Source organism: uncultured Porphyromonas sp. (assembly GCF_938039215.1).
GTDB lineage: Bacteria > Bacteroidota > Bacteroidia > Bacteroidales > Porphyromonadaceae > Porphyromonas.
On the sequence record NZ_CALHVI010000020.1, the window covers coordinates 71,389 to 87,550 of the forward strand.

At 55.4% G+C, this 16,162-nt stretch carries 13 protein-coding genes; 5 read left to right on the forward strand and 8 right to left on the reverse strand.

Translation table 11 applies throughout. The annotated features are described in order from the left end of the window. The 7 genes from Q0336_RS02760 to Q0336_RS02790 form a co-directional block, all read right to left on the reverse strand. Positions 1 to 1,803: a tetratricopeptide repeat protein gene (locus tag Q0336_RS02760; RefSeq protein WP_298525444.1), complete on the reverse strand. Its 1,803-nt coding sequence runs from the start codon at positions 1,801 to 1,803 to the stop codon at positions 1 to 3. Between the two features lie 460 nt (positions 1,804 to 2,263). Next, positions 2,264 to 3,697 carry a phosphoethanolamine transferase gene (locus Q0336_RS02765; protein ID WP_298525396.1) on the reverse strand — a complete coding sequence of 478 codons (1,434 nt, stop codon included), beginning with the start codon at positions 3,695 to 3,697 and terminating at the stop codon, positions 2,264 to 2,266. Between the two features lie 389 nt (positions 3,698 to 4,086). After that, positions 4,087 to 5,409 carry an MATE family efflux transporter gene (locus tag Q0336_RS02770; RefSeq protein ID WP_298525397.1) on the reverse strand — a complete coding sequence of 441 codons (1,323 nt, stop codon included), beginning with the start codon at positions 5,407 to 5,409 and terminating at the stop codon, positions 4,087 to 4,089. A 1-nt stretch (position 5,410) separates the two neighbouring features. Further along, the gene (locus Q0336_RS02775; protein WP_298525399.1) at positions 5,411 to 6,877 is read right to left on the reverse strand and encodes a potassium/proton antiporter; all 1,467 of its coding nucleotides are present in this window, start codon (positions 6,875 to 6,877) and stop codon (positions 5,411 to 5,413) included. 214 nt (positions 6,878 to 7,091) lie between these two features. Further along, positions 7,092 to 7,877, reverse strand: a complete 786-nt coding sequence (locus Q0336_RS02780) for an RNA methyltransferase (RefSeq protein WP_298525401.1) — start codon at positions 7,875 to 7,877, stop codon at positions 7,092 to 7,094. Continuing rightward, positions 7,867 to 8,625 (reverse strand): biotin--[acetyl-CoA-carboxylase] ligase, encoded by a 759-nt coding sequence (locus Q0336_RS02785; RefSeq protein ID WP_298525403.1) that lies wholly within the window; start codon positions 8,623 to 8,625, stop codon positions 7,867 to 7,869. Before Q0336_RS02785 ends, Q0336_RS02780 begins: the two co-directional genes overlap by 11 nt. A gap of 31 nt (positions 8,626 to 8,656) precedes the next feature. Beyond that, the gene (locus Q0336_RS02790) at positions 8,657 to 9,031 is read right to left on the reverse strand and encodes an MmcQ/YjbR family DNA-binding protein (RefSeq protein ID WP_298525405.1); all 375 of its coding nucleotides are present in this window, start codon (positions 9,029 to 9,031) and stop codon (positions 8,657 to 8,659) included. A gap of 92 nt (positions 9,032 to 9,123) precedes the next feature. On the opposite strand from Q0336_RS02790, the gene Q0336_RS02795 reads away from it, so the two are divergent. The 4 genes from Q0336_RS02795 (at position 9,124) to Q0336_RS02810 (ending at position 11,948) form a co-directional block, all read left to right on the forward strand. Beyond that, a complete protein-coding gene (locus Q0336_RS02795; protein ID WP_298525407.1) occupies positions 9,124 to 9,708 on the forward strand; it encodes a non-canonical purine NTP diphosphatase in 585 nt (194 codons plus the stop codon). Positions 9,709 to 9,748: 40 nt separating this feature from the next. Further along, positions 9,749 to 10,501 carry a lysophospholipid acyltransferase family protein gene (locus tag Q0336_RS02800; protein ID WP_298525408.1) on the forward strand — a complete coding sequence of 251 codons (753 nt, stop codon included), beginning with the start codon at positions 9,749 to 9,751 and terminating at the stop codon, positions 10,499 to 10,501. Between the two features lie 226 nt (positions 10,502 to 10,727). After that, the gene (locus Q0336_RS02805; protein WP_298525410.1) at positions 10,728 to 11,168 is read left to right on the forward strand and encodes a PepSY-like domain-containing protein; all 441 of its coding nucleotides are present in this window, start codon (positions 10,728 to 10,730) and stop codon (positions 11,166 to 11,168) included. A gap of 183 nt (positions 11,169 to 11,351) precedes the next feature. Then, positions 11,352 to 11,948, forward strand: a complete 597-nt coding sequence (locus tag Q0336_RS02810) for a superoxide dismutase (protein WP_366139518.1) — start codon at positions 11,352 to 11,354, stop codon at positions 11,946 to 11,948. 113 nt (positions 11,949 to 12,061) lie between these two features. On the opposite strand, the gene Q0336_RS02815 is transcribed toward Q0336_RS02810, so the two are convergent. Next, positions 12,062 to 13,258: a hypothetical protein gene (locus Q0336_RS02815; RefSeq protein ID WP_298525415.1), complete on the reverse strand. Its 1,197-nt coding sequence runs from the start codon at positions 13,256 to 13,258 to the stop codon at positions 12,062 to 12,064. 257 nt (positions 13,259 to 13,515) lie between these two features. On the opposite strand from Q0336_RS02815, the gene Q0336_RS02820 reads away from it, so the two are divergent. After that, on the forward strand, positions 13,516 to 15,795 hold the full coding sequence (locus Q0336_RS02820; RefSeq protein WP_298525418.1) for a TonB-dependent receptor: 2,280 nt from the start codon (positions 13,516 to 13,518) through the stop codon (positions 15,793 to 15,795). Positions 15,796 to 16,162 lie beyond the last annotated feature (367 nt).

Consider the following 16,162-nt stretch of genomic DNA (forward strand, 5'->3'; position numbering starts at 1 on the left):
TTACTTAGTCTTTTGAGCCTTCTTGGCTTCCGTTATTTTCTTCTCGATCCCACGGAGCACCGCAGGATCGGCTCCCTTAGCCTTGAAGGCCGTGAGGGCTTGCTCCCATGCTTCGATGGCTTCGGGGTATTCGCCGAGGCCTAGATAGATGTCCCCCATGTGATCATACATGTCTGGGGAGATCTTGTCGGGCTCGGTCGAACTGAGGGCTCTACGCTGGTAGAGCTTAGCAAGGGTATAGTTCTTCCTCAGAAGCAGGATATAGGCATAGGTGTCGAGGATGTAGGCCTCGTTGGGGGCGATCTTGATAGCTTGGCCAGCGTAGCGCTCGGCGCTGTCTAGATCCCGCCCAGACTTAGCTAGGCGGTAGGCATAGTTGTTCAGGGCCTCGGCATCCTGCGGGTTCGCTTCGATGGCTTGGAGGTAGAGGCTATCGGCACGCTGAGCCTTCTCTGCTCCCCCTCGCTCGGCATAGAGGTCGGCGAGTAAGCTGTAGAGGCGAGCGGCTCCCTCCCCGATCTTGGGCTCGATGGCCTTGATCCCCTGCTCGAGGATATCCATAGCACCTTGGTACTTGTCCTGTCGGAAGAGGTCTCCTGCGAGGATGATGTAGATGCGCCAGTCGGTAGCGAGGTGGGGTAGGGCTGCCTGAGCGGTCTGGGTCGTCAGACTATCCGAAGTGAGACCGATGGAGGCATTGAGGAGTTCGTCCCAGATCCAGCTCTCGCTGGGGTGGAGCTTGCTTTGGGGTAGAAGTAGGTCATAAGCCTCTTGGTACCGCTCGGTATAGCGAAGTGCTTGGGCGTAGCTCTTTAGCAAGGGAAGGTCTTCGGGGTAGATCTCGACTAGATCCCGTATGTGACCGAGGATCTTGCTCATATTGTAGCCTTCGCTTCCCTTGGCTTCTTCGCTGAGGTGAAGCCACAGGGCGAGCTTCTCCCCTACGGGTATCTTCTTGTCGGTGCTGAGACGAGCAAGCTGGGCTTCGGCTTCAGCGAAGTCCTTCTGGATGATGAGGCGGTGTACCTTCAGGATGCAGGCTTCGCTCTCTGTGATGCGACCCGAGCGCACGTCCTTGAGGACCTGCTTCTCAGCCTCCTTGACTTCACCCTCTTCGAGGAGATAGAGGATCCAGTCGTAGTAGGTGCGACGATCTTCGGGGTAGAGCTCCGACCAAGTGCGGTACTCTTGGGCTATGGCCTTCTTGTCCTTGGTCAGGGCGATGAGCTGGATCTTGAGCTTGGTGAGCTGTCCATAGGCTTCGGGGATCGAGCGGAAACGCTTCTGCAGTTCCGTAGCCATCTGAATGCCTTTCTTGAGCTCGCCCGTGCGAGCGTAGAGCTGGATCAGACGATAGCGTATATCGTCATCTTCGGGGTCGACTTGACTGAGACGCTCATTGACCAGCAGTGCATCGTGCATGCGGTTCGCTTCGATGTAGGCTGTGGAGAGCGCTCGTGCATAGGTGCGGTTAGCCGAGTCAGCGGCATAGGCTTGCTCCAGTAGGGGCAGAGCACGTTCACTCATGCCCTGCTGGGAGTAGTTGCCTCCCAGCATGAACGCAATAGCAGGATCGGTAGGGTCAAGGCTATGGGCATGACGAAGCAGGTCAAAGGCCTCCATGGTCTTGGAAGCAAGTTGAGCCAGTACACCTTGGTAGTAGTATTCCTGGGCTTTTTCTTTGAGTTCGCTACGGTCATTCCTCCTCTGTGAGCTCTGTCCCCACACGGGGAGCGTATGGAGAACTCCTAGGAGCAGGATATAGCTTAGTTTGAGGTAATCGTTATACTTCGTCAATCTCATCTGCACCATCAAAAACGGGTCTATATGCCTCTAGGAAGGCATACTATCTACCAAAGATACCTCTTTTCTGATAATCGGGGGCGATCGGGCTCCTTCAAGAGCGGTAGCGCTCAGGGTAATCCGCTGATTGTGAGGGGGAAGAGGTGGAGCCTAAAGGGGCGGAAGTATGGGGTTCCCTTTGAAGGAGAAACTCATCGCCTACTGCTGCGCAGGAGAAGGGGAAAATGATCCTTCGAAGGCCCTGCTCTAGAAGCCCTTAGAATGGGGCTTCTAGAAAAGCAAAAGGGGTACTACTGTAGACTGTCAAGCGTCTACAATAGTACCCCATGGGAGGCGCTACTGTAAGTCCCAGCGGGTTGATCTTCTAGCCTTCTCGGTGGTGCTGTATCGCCTTCGAGGAAGTCCTATTCTTAGTCCTGCTAGGTTCGGCCTACTTCGCCTCTCTCATTACCCCTGCGGGCTACATCCGAAGTATCTTGCCCATGCTCTTTATTACTCTAGGGCGATGGCTGTCGTAGCTCGAGGAGAAGAAGTTCAGCTTAGGATCAGTGAACTTGGTCTTGATCCCCAGAAGGTCGCAGAAGGCATGCGTGAAGAGATCGTTCATGATGGGGAGCTCCTTGGACTGCTCCAGCTGAGGGTAGAGGTCTGGATACTTAGCCTTCAGAGAGGGGGAGAGATAGACGAGGAAGGGGACAGATACCCCCGAAGGATGAAGTCCATGACCACTAAAATGGGGCTGAGATGGATCGTCAAAGAGGATCTCTCCATGGTCTGCAAAGTAGATGACAAGAGCGTCCTTCTGGCTGTACTTGCGTATGATCTCCGAGACGACGTAGTCATTGTAGTAGACACTATTGACATAGTCCGAAAGGATCTGATCTCGCTCGTCTCCGAACTGCTGGGGAATATCTTTCACACCGAAGCGGGCGAACTCCTTGGGGAATCGCTTGCTATATATCGGGTGTGACCCCTCGAGATGGACAAACTGTACGAAGGGCTTCCCATTGACCCCTGCATAGTGCAGGTCTTTCAGCACAGCTTCGTCAAAGTATCTGGCAGCGGAGTCTCTATCGCCATCGATGGAGCGGGGGTGGACATACTTCACGCTATCAGCAAGTGAGGCTATTATGTTCAGAGGCTGGACGATCGCCCCCGTACTCTCTTGGTTACTCGTCCAGTATGTAGTGTAGCCAGCCTTAGAGAGAATAGTGGTCAAAGTTGGATGTTCGTACCAAGGCTTGGGGCTACCAGAGAGCTGCATGGTCAGTACTTGAGTAAGCGACTCAATCGTATTGCCCGCAGGACTGATGACATCGCTATAGCGGATCATGTCCCCCGTCTTCAGGAGCGAGTCAAGATGAGGTGTGTTGCTCAGAGGGTATCCGTAGCAGTGCATGTAGTCTCGACGGAGCGTCTCACCGATGATGACGACTATGGAGGTGTTATCTAGGCGATTCTCGTGGGTGAGCTGTCCTAGGTCAATGTTCCTCATGTTCTCTACACCCTCTTGGATCTTTCGAGTCTCCTGTGCAAAGCCGATCGTATTCCAGAGGAGGCGATCCATAGGGCTAATTGTTTGGTCAAAAGCCGTCCCAAAAAGCTGTACCCATTCGTAAGTCTTGCGCGTCGGGAAGGTAAGGATCAGCAGAGAGCAGATGATCGAGAGGATGTAGAGTGCAAGCGTCCCTTGTGCTGGCTTCGTCTCTCGGTTCCTCTTCTTAGCCCAGCGCTGGTACAGAGCCTTTAGAGATAGCGCAATGAAGGCTGAGACGATGATCTCAAGCGTAGGGCGCACCAGCGGGGAAAATGAAACGGACGAACTCCAGAATTCTGAAGCTTCAGAAGGGTTGGTCCCTGCGATAGCCAGCAGGACAGAGTGCGAATAGCACATGCCATACACGCTGACGAGGAAACTCTCAAGATAGTGGAGAAGGATCGTGAGCCCACAGAAGAGTCCTCCTAGGAAAGAGCGGATGCGCCCCCTCTTAGGAATGGTATAGATCCACCAGAAGAGGCTGGCCCATAGGATTGAGCGAAATAAGCTCTTTGCAGCAATGAATAAATAGCCAGACAGCAAGCTCTCTCCTGCAAATTCTCCTGAGTGCGGTAGATAGTGCACCAAGAAGAAAGCATTCAGAAGCAGTATAAATAGCGGAAGCCATAAGCCCTCACGGAGTCTCAGGATATACGCCTGGGAGGACATGCGGACGAGACGAGGAAAAGCCATATTAGGGATTGGAAAAATTAAAAATGCAGACAAATATAGTAAGTCTAGGCCTATCAAGCCTTTCCATAGCTCCGGATGAGTCGAGAGCCCCATCGATGCTCAAGGAGGCTTCGCACGAGGAGATAGGCGAGGAAGGCAAGCCAGAGGCCATGCACCCCGAAGGGGACGAGCGTGAGCTGAGCTACGAGGAAGAACGTCATCGCAGCGAAGATCATCGCTACTCCCATCGTCCTACTGTCCGTGGCTCCTACGAGGATGCCATCCCAGAGGAAGGCTCCAAAGGATACCAGAGGCACCGCCCCCATCCAATAGCTGTACTCGAGGGCTCGGCGAAGGACTTCCTCCTTATCCGTCAGGAGTGTGAGGAAGGGGTGAGGGATGGCGAGGTAGAGGAGGGAGACGGTGAGCGCCGTCACAGCGCCCGTGCGTAGGACGAGCGAGACGGTCTCTCCAAGACGCTTGTGGGCTCGGGCTCCGATGGCTTCGCCCACAAGGGCTTCGGCAGCATAGGCTAGCCCATCCATGAAGTAGGAGAAGAGGGTGAAAAGCTGCATCAGCAGGCTATTCGCCGCTAAGGTTGTGACCCCGATCATCCCACCATAGCGGATGAAGGAGAGCGTTACCGCCTGTAGGAGAAGTGTGCGGATGAGGAGGTACTTCCCGACATGGAAGTAGCGGAGCAGCGTCGGGGGGTGCCACACGAGGTCGTGGCGAAGGAGTCTAAGGATGCGTCCTTGACTTCGCACAGCTCCGATGAGCAGAAGCCCCACGGCACAGTACTGCGCAAGAGCAGTGCCCAGAGCAAGGCCTCCCACGCCTAGCTCAGCGGGGAAAGCAAGGAGGTAGCTGAAGAGGATGTTGAGGAGATTGCAGAGGATGCTCACGCTCATGACGAGCTTCATCCGCTGGACACCGATGAGCCATCCGTTGAGGACATAGAGCAGGAGCGCTGCGGGAGCTCCTAGGAAGGAGTAATGGAGGTAGACTTGAGCCTCTGGGAGTTGCAGCGAAGCACTTCCCTGAAGCAGGGTCGCTGCAGGAGTAATGTAGAGGGGACGAAGGAAGACGAGGAGCAGTCCGATCACCAGCGCAATGATCGAGCCCGAAGCCAACTGACGAAGCAGTGCCTTCGCATCGCACGCTCCCCAAGCTTGAGCCGTGAAGCCAGTAGTCCCCATGCGAAGGAGACTCCAGACCCCGATGACAAACTGTGTGATCGCGGCTCCGATAGCCACGGCAGCGATGCTCTCAGCTTGCTCCATGCGCCCTGCCATCGCCGTGTCGGCGAGCATCAGCAGGGGGACGGTGACGTTGGAGAGAATGTTGGGTAGGGCAAGCGCTCCTATTCTCCTGAGGAGTCGACGAGAGGTCTCCACGTCAGATCTTCTGGGTGTGTTGCTCGAAGACGATGAGGAGGATGTCCCCGACGGAGAGCTCTAGCTTCCCCTTCGGCACCATGTAGTTCTCCCCACGGCGAACGAGGATGACGAGCTCCTCTTCCTTGAGGTCGATCTCCATCAGCTTCCTCCCAGGTAGGAGCATCTCGGCAGTGACCGTGCGCTCGACCATCTTAGCCCCCGTGTGCTGAGGGATCTTCACCCCGAAGCGACTGATCTCCTCCTTGATCTCTTCGTCGAGCCCTAGTAGACGGGCTACGGCGGGTAGGGTGCTCCCCTGAATGAGGAGCGAGAGTAGGGTGATGAAGAAGACGATGTTGAAGAGAGTCTCTGCTCCTTCTACCTGACTCATCATAGGGTAGGTGGCGAAGATGATGGGCACAGCGCCACGCAAGCCGACCCACGAGAGGAACCACCGTCCACGTAGGCTTATCCGAGGGAAGAAGAGGAGCGAGATGTGTACTGCCAGCGGGCGAGCAAAGAAGATCGTGAAGAGCCCTGCCAAAAGCGCAAACCCAGCGATGGGGAGTAGATTCTGGGAGTCGACGAAGAGCCCGAGGATGATAAATAGTGCGATCTGAAGGAGCCAAGTAAGCCCGTCGAAGAAGGTGGCGATACTCTTCTTGTGGACGATCTTTCTATTCCCGACGAGGACACCCATGATGTACACGGCGAGATACCCGTTGCCCTGCAGGAGATTCGTCGCAGAGAAGGCGAAGAAGACAAAGCAGAGTAGGAGAATGGGGTAGAGAGCTTCGTTGCCGATATTCGCCTTGTTGAGTACCCAGACGGTGGCTTTACCTAGGAGATAGCCCATGAGCCCTCCTACTCCGAACTGCAGTAGGAACGTCACGAGGATGCTTCCCCAAGCTCCATCGGCTCCCCCCGTGACATACTGGATCAGCGCAATCGTGAGCATGTAGGCCATCGGGTCATTACTCCCACTCTCTAGCTCAAGGATAGGACGGAGGCCCTCCTTGAGATGCATGTTCTTCGAGCGTAGCAGAGCGAAGACAGAAGCCGAGTCGGTACTAGACATCGTAGCCGCTAGCAGTAGTGCGATGGGGAAGGTCAAGTGCACCGGAGCCCAACCGAGCTGGTCCATCCCGTAGAAGAAGCCCCCAAGGCAGAAGGTAGTCAAGAGTACCCCCAGCGTAGAGAGCACAATCCCTGGTCCCAGCACGGGACGTATCTCGGTGAGCTTCGTCTCGAAGCCCCCGAAGAAGAGGATCACCGTCAGTGCAATCATCCCGATGAACTGCGTCTTCCCAGGGTCGTTGTATTGTATCCCAAGCCCTGCATTCCCAAAGATCATACCCGTGATGAGGAAGAGCAGAAGGGCTGGCACTCCGAAGCGTGTGCCCACCTTCCCTGCGATGATCCCTGCGAGCATCAGGAGCGAGCCAACCAATAGAAGCGGTTCGTAAGCTACTGCTGCATGATTCATATATAATCCAGTGTTTGTAAGTAAGAAGAATGAAAAAGGAATACTTGGAAGAGCAACCTTAACAAAGATACACAAAATGAGCGAGTTTTGTAGCAAAGAGCCTCGGTTTGGCTCGCTATAGATATAGTCATCCCCCCTTGGAGCGAGAGTCCAAGGGGGGATGACTATATGGGGGAGGGGAGCTGCCTGCTACCTCGCTCCGCAGATAGGAGACTTAGCCTCTACGGCGCAGCTCTCCGAGGATAAGTGCCGTAGCAATAGCCACGTTGAGCGACTCGGTATGCGCTCGCTCCAGCGGGTAGGGTGGGATGGTGAGCCGTCGGTCGATGAAGGGCTCAAGCTCGGAATGGATGCCTTGGCCTTCGTTGCCCATGATGATGAGTGTGGGGCGGCCTTGCTCCGAGAAGTCCGCTGTATAGAGATCTTCTCCTCCGAGGAAGGTCCCGACACGGACTCCGTCGAAGGAGCGCAGGAAGGCGATGCTATCCTTGAGGCGGTGGAGACGGACTCTCCCGAGGGCTCCCATCGTAGCTTGTACCACCTTGGGGGCGAAGGGATCCGCAGTGCCTGGAGCTAGGTAGATGTCCTCGAGCCCAAACCAATCCGCTGTGCGTATGATCGTCCCTAAGTTCCCAGGGTCTTGTATGCGATCTAGGAAGAGGGCGAGGCCAGAGGTGGGCATGGCTAGGCTTTCCTCTTCTTCGGGGAGGGTGAAGACACCGAGCAGAGGCTGGGGCTGGCGTTGCGAACTGATGCGACTCCAGTCGAAACTCTCGGGGACGATCTCTAGTCGCTTCGGACGGTCACACTCGGCAAGCGTGCGGAGCTGCTCCTCGACCCCTTGAGCTACGGACACTCCTACAAGGAGAAGCTCACAGGGGAAGACTCCTAGCATCTCCCCTGTGAGCTTGATCCCCTCAGCGATGAAGCGTCGCTGAGCACTTCGTCCTTTAGCCTCGTGGAGGCTACGTATATCTTTGAGTTCGTTTTTACTCAGCATCGAAGCGCACTTCCTTGAAGGCATAAGCCCGCTCCCAAGAGTCTTCCCGCTGGAGGACAAGGCGTCCTTCGGGAGTCACATCCTTGATCTGTGCTCGGAACTGCCCATCGACATCGGTGAAGAGATAGAAGCCTTCCCGACGATATAGATGCTTCATGTAGTGGCGGTGTACATCTTGGTAGCGCCCTAGGAGGAAGTCAGGCAGTAGGATAGCGAGCTCACTGTGCAGGCGGATGAGTACTTCCATAGGCTCCAGACTGCGCCCCGTGATCATGCGCAGGGAGACAGCTAGTGGGAGCTCGGGAGGGAAAGCTTCGTCGTTGATGTTCATCCCGATACCGATGACGGAGTAGTCGATCTTCTGTCCCGTTAGGCTGTGCTCGATGAGGATCCCCGAGAGCTTACGGTCTCCGTAGAAGATGTCATTAGGCCACTTGACCTTGAGCTGAGTCTTCTGTTCGTCGGTCATGTAGTAGGCGAAGGTGCGCATCACCGCCCATGCTGCGAGCTCAGAGACGGCGAACTGCTGCTTACCTAGAAGGAGCTCTGAGCGGAGGAGGAAGGAGAAGGTGAGGCTGTCTCCTGGGCGTGAAGTCCAGGTATTGCCACGCATCCCTCGGCCTGCTGTCTGCTGGCGACAGACGACCGTGTGAAGCTGAGGTAGGGTGCGCCCAGAGGCGATCTGCTGCATCAGGTAGGTATTAGTACTCTCTACCTGATCGATGAATTCGAGGAGTGAAGTGTCCATGTTAAGATAATAGGGAGAGAAATCGTAGGGCTTAGTCTACTTCGTCCAAAGGAAGGAGGGAGAGACTGGCGCGTATCTGCTTGGTGAGATTGGCTGAGGCTTCGTTCCACGAGTGGCGGATGAGCTGTCGGAGGATAGGCTGTGGTAGGTCACGATCGAGGTAGACCGTGTTCCAGTACTTCTTGTTAAGGTGGTAGCCTGGAGTGACAGCGTCATACTGGGCTCGTAGCTCTTCGACTCGGTCTGGAGCACACTTCAGCGAGGCTCTGGGCTCCCCTTCGTCTAGAGAAAGGATAGCGAAGATGCGATCGACGACCTTGAAGACGACTAGGTCCTCTCCGAAGGGCATGGACTCGCTGGAGTGAGGGAGCGAGAGGCAGAAGTCTCGGAACTGCTCAATGTCCATAGATACGCTGATTATCCTTAATTTTGCTTCGCATAAGGCCTTTAACCAGAGGGGGTAGATACCCTTGAGGCCCATGCTTATGTAACAAATGTATGAAAAAACTTGTGTTTGCGAGCAATAATGCTCATAAGCTCTCCGAAATACGGGCACTCCTAGGAGATCGTATTGAGGTCGTTAGCCTCTCTGACCTCCAGTGCCATGATGAGATCCCTGAAACTGCTGATACTCTAGAAGGGAATGCCTTGATCAAAGCTCGCTATGTGTGGGAGCGTTTCGGGCTCTATTGTTTTGCCGATGATACGGGTCTCGAAGTAGAAGCCCTTGGCGGTGCTCCTGGGGTCTACTCTGCACGCTTCGCAGGGGAGCATGCTACCTTCGAGGATAATGTCAGCCTTCTGCTCGAGCGCCTCTCGGGTGTCGCTGCACCTCGCCGAGCACGCTTCCGTACGGTGATCGCCCTCATAGACGAATACGGGACGCACTTCTTCGAGGGAAGTGTCGATGGCGAGATCACGCTAGAGCGATCGGGGGACCATGGCTTCGGCTACGACCCTGTCTTCCGTCCCGAGGGACGAGGGGAGACGTTTGCTCAGCTCACCGAGCAAGAGAAAAATAGCATGAGCCATCGTGGACGGGCAGTTCAGAAGCTCGTGAACTATCTACGTGCTCTAGCCTAGAGCTAAGCCCTATCACTCCCTAGAACTATACTCTTCGCTTATGAAGTCGCTTACTCCTGCTCGCCTCCTTTACCTCCTTTATTTCATCCTCATCGGTGGACCGCTCTTCCTGCTGGCTACGATCCTCTGCTGTATCGTGGTGATCTTCGCTAGCTATGTGGGGCTACCTGCCTCCTTCATCAGTAAGACTACCAAGGCTTGGTCTTGGACCTGCTTGGCGGTGTCGCTCTGCCGTGTGACGGTACGAGGTCGGGAGCATCTCCCTTCCCCAGACGCTCCCTGTGTCGTCGTGGCTAATCATCAGAGTGCCTACGATATCTTTGTGCTCAATGCTTATATAGGGATCCCCTTCAAGTGGGTGATGAAGCAAGAGCTCCGCAGCATCCCGATGGTAGGTAAGGCTTGTGAGGCGGCAGAGTTCATCTTCGTCGATGAGACCAAGGTCTCTTCGATCGCTCAGACAATACAGGATGCAAAGAAGGTGATAGCTACGGGGAACTCCATCTTCATCTTCCCCGAGGGAAGCCGTACAGAGAATGGGCGTATGACCCGCTTCAAGAAAGGGGCCTTCGTCATTGCATCAGAGCTGGATGCTCCGATCCTACCCGTGACGATCGATGGGGCCTTCTCGATCCTACCTCGAGGTACTTATCTACCCCATCTGGGTAGAGTGACGATGACCATTCATCCAGCCTTTCGTATGAGCGAGCAGGCCGAGCCACCTGCTCATATTCCGGCCTCGGCTCGTCTAGCTCAGCAGGTGATCGCCTCGGCTCTCTCCGAAGATAAGTAAGAGAAGCCCTTAGCTAGCTATCCTCTCAGACTCTGAGCGATGACCGTGCCTGAGTCTGGTGGTGTGCCCTCTTTCCCTATGATGATCTGCCCCCGATCCTACTCCGCTCTGGAGTAAGCTCGGGGGCAGATCATACGGTTCTACGAGTAGAAGTGCAACCTTTTCATCGGACTTAGCGTTTAATGGGTGGTATATTACCACTATTCACCATTTAATAACTACTCCAATGAAGAGAATTCTGGCTTTTACCCTCGCTATCCTCTCCTTCGCAGTCATCAGTCTGCATGCAGGAAGCGATCGCATCATCCAGCTGAACCAACTCCCCAAGGCTGCCCAGCTCTTCGTCACGAAGTACTTTGCAGGACGTACGGTGTCCCTTGTGAAGGAAGATCGTGAGTTCTCAGGGACAACCTACGACCTCATCTTCTCCGATGGTACGGAGATCGAGTTCGATGCACGAGGAGGGTGGAAGGAAGTCGATGGCAAGCACACGGCTATCCCTACCGCCTTCATTCCTGCTCAGATCACGAAGACGATCCAAGCAAGCCATGCAGGAGATCCCATTGTGCAGATCGAGCGCAAGGGACGTGGCTACAAGGTAGAGCTGAGCTCGGGCATCGAGGCTTACTTCAATGCTCGCCTGCAGCTGGTTCGCTACGACGACTAATTCACCGTTTAATCATTAATTCATAATCCATCCATGCACATGCAGATTCGACCTCTAGCTATGCTCCTCGTAGGAGCGCTCTCGCTAGGGACTCTCTCAGCACAGAAGAAGGCTTCTAAGAAAGAAGCCGTAGCCGTACAAGCTCCTCAAGAAGAACCGAAGGCAGCTCCCGCCTTCAAGCTCATGGCGCTCCCCTATGCGACCGATGCTCTGGCTCCTGTCATCAGCAAGCGCACGGTGGAGCTCCACTATGGGAAGCACCTCGTCGGCTATGCAAATAAGCTCAACAAGCTCGTCCGTGATCAAGGGATCAAGGAGCGTGACCTTGTACGCCTTGTCCAGACTTCCTCAGGGACGGTCTTTGACAATGCTGGTCAGCTCCTCAATCACACGATTTACTTTGCGCAGTTCAAGCCGTACGCCGAAGGGGTGACCCCTGAGCCTACGGGAGCACTTCGTGAGGCGATCGAGAGAAGCTACAAGAGCTTTGCTGACTTCCAAGCTGCCTTTGAGAAGGCTGGGAATGAGATCTTTGGGTCGGGCTGGGTGTGGCTAGCTACGGACAAGGACGGACGACTCTACATCAGCAAGAATACCAATGCTGGTTCGCCCGTCGTAAGTGGGCTCATCCCCATCCTCGGGATTGATATCTGGGAGCATGCCTACTACCTTGATTATGAGAATCGCCGTGCCGATCATCTCCGTCAGGTCTGGAAGATCATCGACTGGGAGATCGTAGGGCGTCGCTATGATGGGCGTGCTGAGGGCGTGAAGCTCTAAGGCACGTATCCCGTTCGATTTCTTCCTTACGTACAGCGGAGGCTACCCCGATACTTGGGGTAGCCTCCGTTATCTTTTCTCTTAGGGGGAGGTTCGGCTATGGGAGCGTTTCCCTATCTCTTGATGAGTCCGAAGTAGGGGGATATGCTGAGATAGGCCTCGAGGTAGGAGCTCATGCTGTGTGCCGAGTGGGGATGGATCCATAGCCCCGAAGAGAGCCCGAGGGTATAGCGCTCCTCTTCGATGATGCTGTAGCTTGCGCTCCACGAGAGATAGCGTGGATGATGGGTGTGGACGGCTGTGCGTCCTGCTCGCCCAAGACTCTGCACGAAGGGGGTGCCGAGAACGCTGACGAAGTCCGAACCATACCAGTAGCCAAGCTGAGTGTGCCAGCGTCTCCAGTGGAGGTTGGTCTCGGCATAGATCCCCCAGCCCTTGTCTAGAGGGTAGTGGCCACCTCGCTGGCTGTAGAAGGTGCCGTAGAGGGCGGTCCGAAGCTTCAGAGGGCGATCTTTGAGCTGAAAGCGATGCTCGTAGGCAAGGCCGAGGGCTCCATTGAGCCATGTGTGTACGGTGTCTGCTCGCTCATTGAGCACCCCTCCTCGGTGATGCGCCAGAGTCTGGAGCTGTAGCTCGAGCTGGGAGCGGCTAGACAGAGGAAGTGCCTGCCGAGCATGAAGGCCGAAGACAAAGGCCTCGGGATGGGTGTCTCCCTTGAAGATGAAGCTCTGCCAGTCTACCCAAGTGTCGAGCTGGGTGTGCTTCCCCTCGTAGCGTATCTGAAGCCCCGTTTCGGGGTCGGCTGTGAGGTTGAGCTCGGGATTGTAGAGGGGAGCGATAAGCTCATGCTTCGCTCCTCCCTCGAGGTGCCCTAGGAGGATGGCTAGCCCCCGAACGGGCTGTATAGAGGCTCGGAAGAAGGGGAGCAGACGGAAGCGGGTATAGTCCTTCTCGTCCCCTCGCCAGTAGGGTAGATCTTGGTAGGCCAGCGCTGCGGGGTAGCGGGATGCTCCCCAATAATATAAGTGTGAGATCCCGAGACGAAGCTCGATAGGAAGTTCCGTCCTAGGACTGTAGCCGAGATCGACCTGAAGACGGTAGCCAGGGAGGGTGTAGTCGGCGACAAGGTCCGAGGCATATTCGTCATTGCGGAAGAAGCCTTCGGCTGAGAGCCGTAGGGCTAGAAGGTCTTGGGGGGGCTTAGGTTGAGTTAAGGAGAGCTTCTCCCCTCGGTAGTAGCTCTGAGCTGATAGACTAGAGAGAGTGAAGCAGAGGGTAAAGAGGAGAAATCCCCATCTAAAGTGAGTCATAGAGATCAATATCGAACGGTTCGTGGCATAAAGATAGAGTATATCGCTTTATCCCCGTGAGGTAGGGCAGATGTGTACCACTTGCTGGGGAGGATATGGCGTGTTCGGTCTATTATTCGGCAAATTGACGCTGGGAGGGGACTCTTTGCTGAGGAAGGCTAGGTAGGCACTTACCTTTGCCCCACCAGAAATACATAGCACGCTTCTCCCTAGAGGAGTGTGTCCGACTCTTAATAAAATAGATTTATCCATTTGATATGACCCTTCGCATACCCGCCTTGATGGTCTTGGCTTCACTAGCCCTGCCTTCGCTCCTCAGAGCCGAAGAGACAGATAGCCTTCGCACTACAGAGATTGACCAAGTCGTCATCCGCTCCTACGTCCCTCAGCGCCCCACGGCACCCTCCATTGGGCAGCCCACATCGTTAACCTGGCTCACGGGGCATGATCTAGCTCAGTATCGCGTGCAGAGTGTCACCGACCTCACCAGTCGAGTGCCAAGTCTCTTCGTGCCTGACTATGGCTCGAAGCGCAGTGCAGCGATCTATCTCCGTGGGAGTGGAGCTCGTAGTGCGGGGCAGACCATCGGGCTCTATGTCGATGGCGTGCCCGTGCTCAATAAGTCGGGCTTCAACTTCGACCTCCCAGGTATCTCGGGAGTCGAAGTCCTGCGTGGACCTCAGGGTACGCTCTACGGGCGTAATGCCATGTCTGGGATCATCAACTATTACTCCCGTTCGGCCTTTGATCACCCAGGGGGAGAAGCTAGGCTGACCGTCGGGAGTCACCAGCTCCTGCGAGCTTCGGTAGAGCAGGGGGTGCGCCTCTCGCCTAAGTTGGGACTGAGCTATGGTATCTCAGGGACGACACGTAGAGGCTACTTCTACAATGAGACTCGCCGAGCCTACCAAGATAGCCTTCGTATGTTTGGGGGCTTCGTGAAGCTGGAGTACCGACCCTCGGCTCAGCTGGAGATGGCGCTCAGCTTCTCGGGTGACTATGTGAACCAAGGTGGTTTCCCCTATCGCACAGATGAGCCTTCGACGAAGAAGACGCTGCCTCTGGTAGCTGATGCCCCCGAGTCCTATGAGCGTCATACGGCGACCCTTCGCTACCTCGTGAGCTACAACTGGTCAGATGTACAGCTCCAGTCGGCTACGAGCTACCAATACCTCTATGATCGTACACGTATGGATATGGATGCACTTCCTCAGTCGCTCTTCCATGTCACGCAGCAGCTTCGTGAGCATGGTCTGACTCAGGAGTTCATCTTGAAGAATGTTCGCCGAGCAGGCTCTACGGGTTACGACTGGAGCTTAGGGCTCTTTGGCTACTATGATGCTAAGCGGTCGGAGGCTCCCGTCTCCTTCTCTTACGAAGGATTGAGTACCATCATCAATTCGGGTCTTAAGGCACTTAAGAAGCGTGCCCCCAGTATGCCCGATCTCGTCTATATCGATCCCACGAAGTCCGAGAAGACCAACCTCAATAGCTTCCGTATGCCCGACTGGGGGATAGCCCTCTACCATGAGAGTGCGCTTCATCTCTCTCCAGCTTGGTCGATCACGGGTGGGCTGCGTCTCGACTATGAGCACCATGCGATCAGCTACCTCGCCGAGGGCTACGAGCTCGGAGTCGGCATCTCGGGTACGGATCGCCCGATAGGAGTCGCTAAGCCTGCGCATCTCGAGGGGGTGCAGTCCGTCGGCTACTGGCATCTGATCCCCAAGCTCTCCCTCTCTTGGCATCCTACAGATCATCTGCATGCCTATGCGACCATCACACGTGGGCTAAAGACGGGGGGCTTCAACGAGCAGTCCTTCTCCGATCTAGTCTCGACGGCACAGCAGCAGGATCTGCAAGCAAGCATCTCTCATAAAGGGGGCTTCGATCCCGCTACCATCCCCTCAAGCACGACCTACAAGCCTGAGCATAGCTGGAGCTACGAGCTGGGGATGCGCTACTCCAATCCACGTGCAGGACTTGACCTCTCTGCTTCGGCTTATATGATGCAGGTGCGGGACCTACAGCTGACACGCTTCGTCGCTTCTGGAGCTGGCCGTATGGTCGGCAACGCAGGCTCCTCTCGTACACTAGGGTTCGAACTCACGACCTCCAAGCGTATCTGGTCTTCACTCAGGGCTCATCTGAGCTATAGCCTTACCGATGCCCGCTTCACGGAGCACGTGCAGAAGGCGGCTCGGGGCAACTTCGTCCCCTTCATCCCACGACATACGTATAGTGTGATGCTCTCCCTCCACGAGCCGATCGCTCGAGACTGGAGACTCATCGGAGAGGTCGAGGGGGCTGGTATCGGTGAGATCTATTGGCGGGAAGATAATTCAGCTAAGGAGCCCCTACAATCCACCCTCAGAGCTCGCCTAGGTGCTAGCTACCGACGCTATACACTAGCGGTATGGGGTGCGAACCTCCTAGATAACTCCTACATCGTCTTCCAGGCGGCCTCTCCGCTGGGACGACTCTATCAGACATCTGCACCACGTACGCTCGGGCTCGACCTCTCTGTGAGGATCTAGAGCCACCGAGCTTCAGAGCAACCCAGAGAACACGACTGCGAAAACCTAAGTCGTGCGGTGACTGCCCTCGAGAGAGTCCGGTCACCGCTTTTCTCTTGCTCTGGATGCTTCACCTCAGCTTCCGCTCATCATGCTTATACGCTCGCCCCTTCAGGGCTCCAGCCTATCCCATTCATGCCTCCCTCGACTACCCCATGAATGGGTCGCTCGAGGGAGGCATGAATGGGTCTCTCTTTCGACCCATGAATGGGTACCTAGAGGGGGCTATGATTAGCTTAGGGTATCTTGGTGAAGGGGCATCGGTGCGTTATTCATTCAGATACTCGCTCGGTAAGGTCTTGGGGTGCGTGAGCCCTCTGAGAGATTT

Excerpts from the sequence above, each read along its gene's own strand:
- Q0336_RS02760 (WP_298525444.1), bottom strand. The coding sequence starts at position 1,803 with ATGAGATTGACGAAGTATAACGATTACCTCAAACTAAGCTATATCCTG.
- Q0336_RS02765 (WP_298525396.1), bottom strand. The coding sequence starts at position 3,697 with ATGTGCTATTCGCACTCTGTCCTGCTGGCTATCGCAGGGACCAACCCT.
- Q0336_RS02775 (WP_298525399.1), bottom strand. The coding sequence starts at position 6,877 with ATGAATCATGCAGCAGTAGCTTACGAACCGCTTCTATTGGTTGGCTCG.
- Q0336_RS02780 (WP_298525401.1), bottom strand. The coding sequence starts at position 7,877 with ATGCTGAGTAAAAACGAACTCAAAGATATACGTAGCCTCCACGAGGCT.
- Q0336_RS02785 (WP_298525403.1), bottom strand. The coding sequence starts at position 8,625 with ATGGACACTTCACTCCTCGAATTCATCGATCAGGTAGAGAGTACTAAT.
- Q0336_RS02790 (WP_298525405.1), bottom strand. The coding sequence starts at position 9,031 with ATGGACATTGAGCAGTTCCGAGACTTCTGCCTCTCGCTCCCTCACTCC.
- Q0336_RS02795 (WP_298525407.1), top strand. The coding sequence starts at position 9,124 with ATGAAAAAACTTGTGTTTGCGAGCAATAATGCTCATAAGCTCTCCGAA.
- Q0336_RS02800 (WP_298525408.1), top strand. The coding sequence starts at position 9,749 with ATGAAGTCGCTTACTCCTGCTCGCCTCCTTTACCTCCTTTATTTCATC.
- Q0336_RS02805 (WP_298525410.1), top strand. The coding sequence starts at position 10,728 with ATGAAGAGAATTCTGGCTTTTACCCTCGCTATCCTCTCCTTCGCAGTC.
- Q0336_RS02810 (WP_366139518.1), top strand. The coding sequence starts at position 11,352 with ATGGCGCTCCCCTATGCGACCGATGCTCTGGCTCCTGTCATCAGCAAG.
- Q0336_RS02815 (WP_298525415.1), bottom strand. The coding sequence starts at position 13,258 with ATGACTCACTTTAGATGGGGATTTCTCCTCTTTACCCTCTGCTTCACT.
- Q0336_RS02820 (WP_298525418.1), top strand. The coding sequence starts at position 13,516 with ATGACCCTTCGCATACCCGCCTTGATGGTCTTGGCTTCACTAGCCCTG.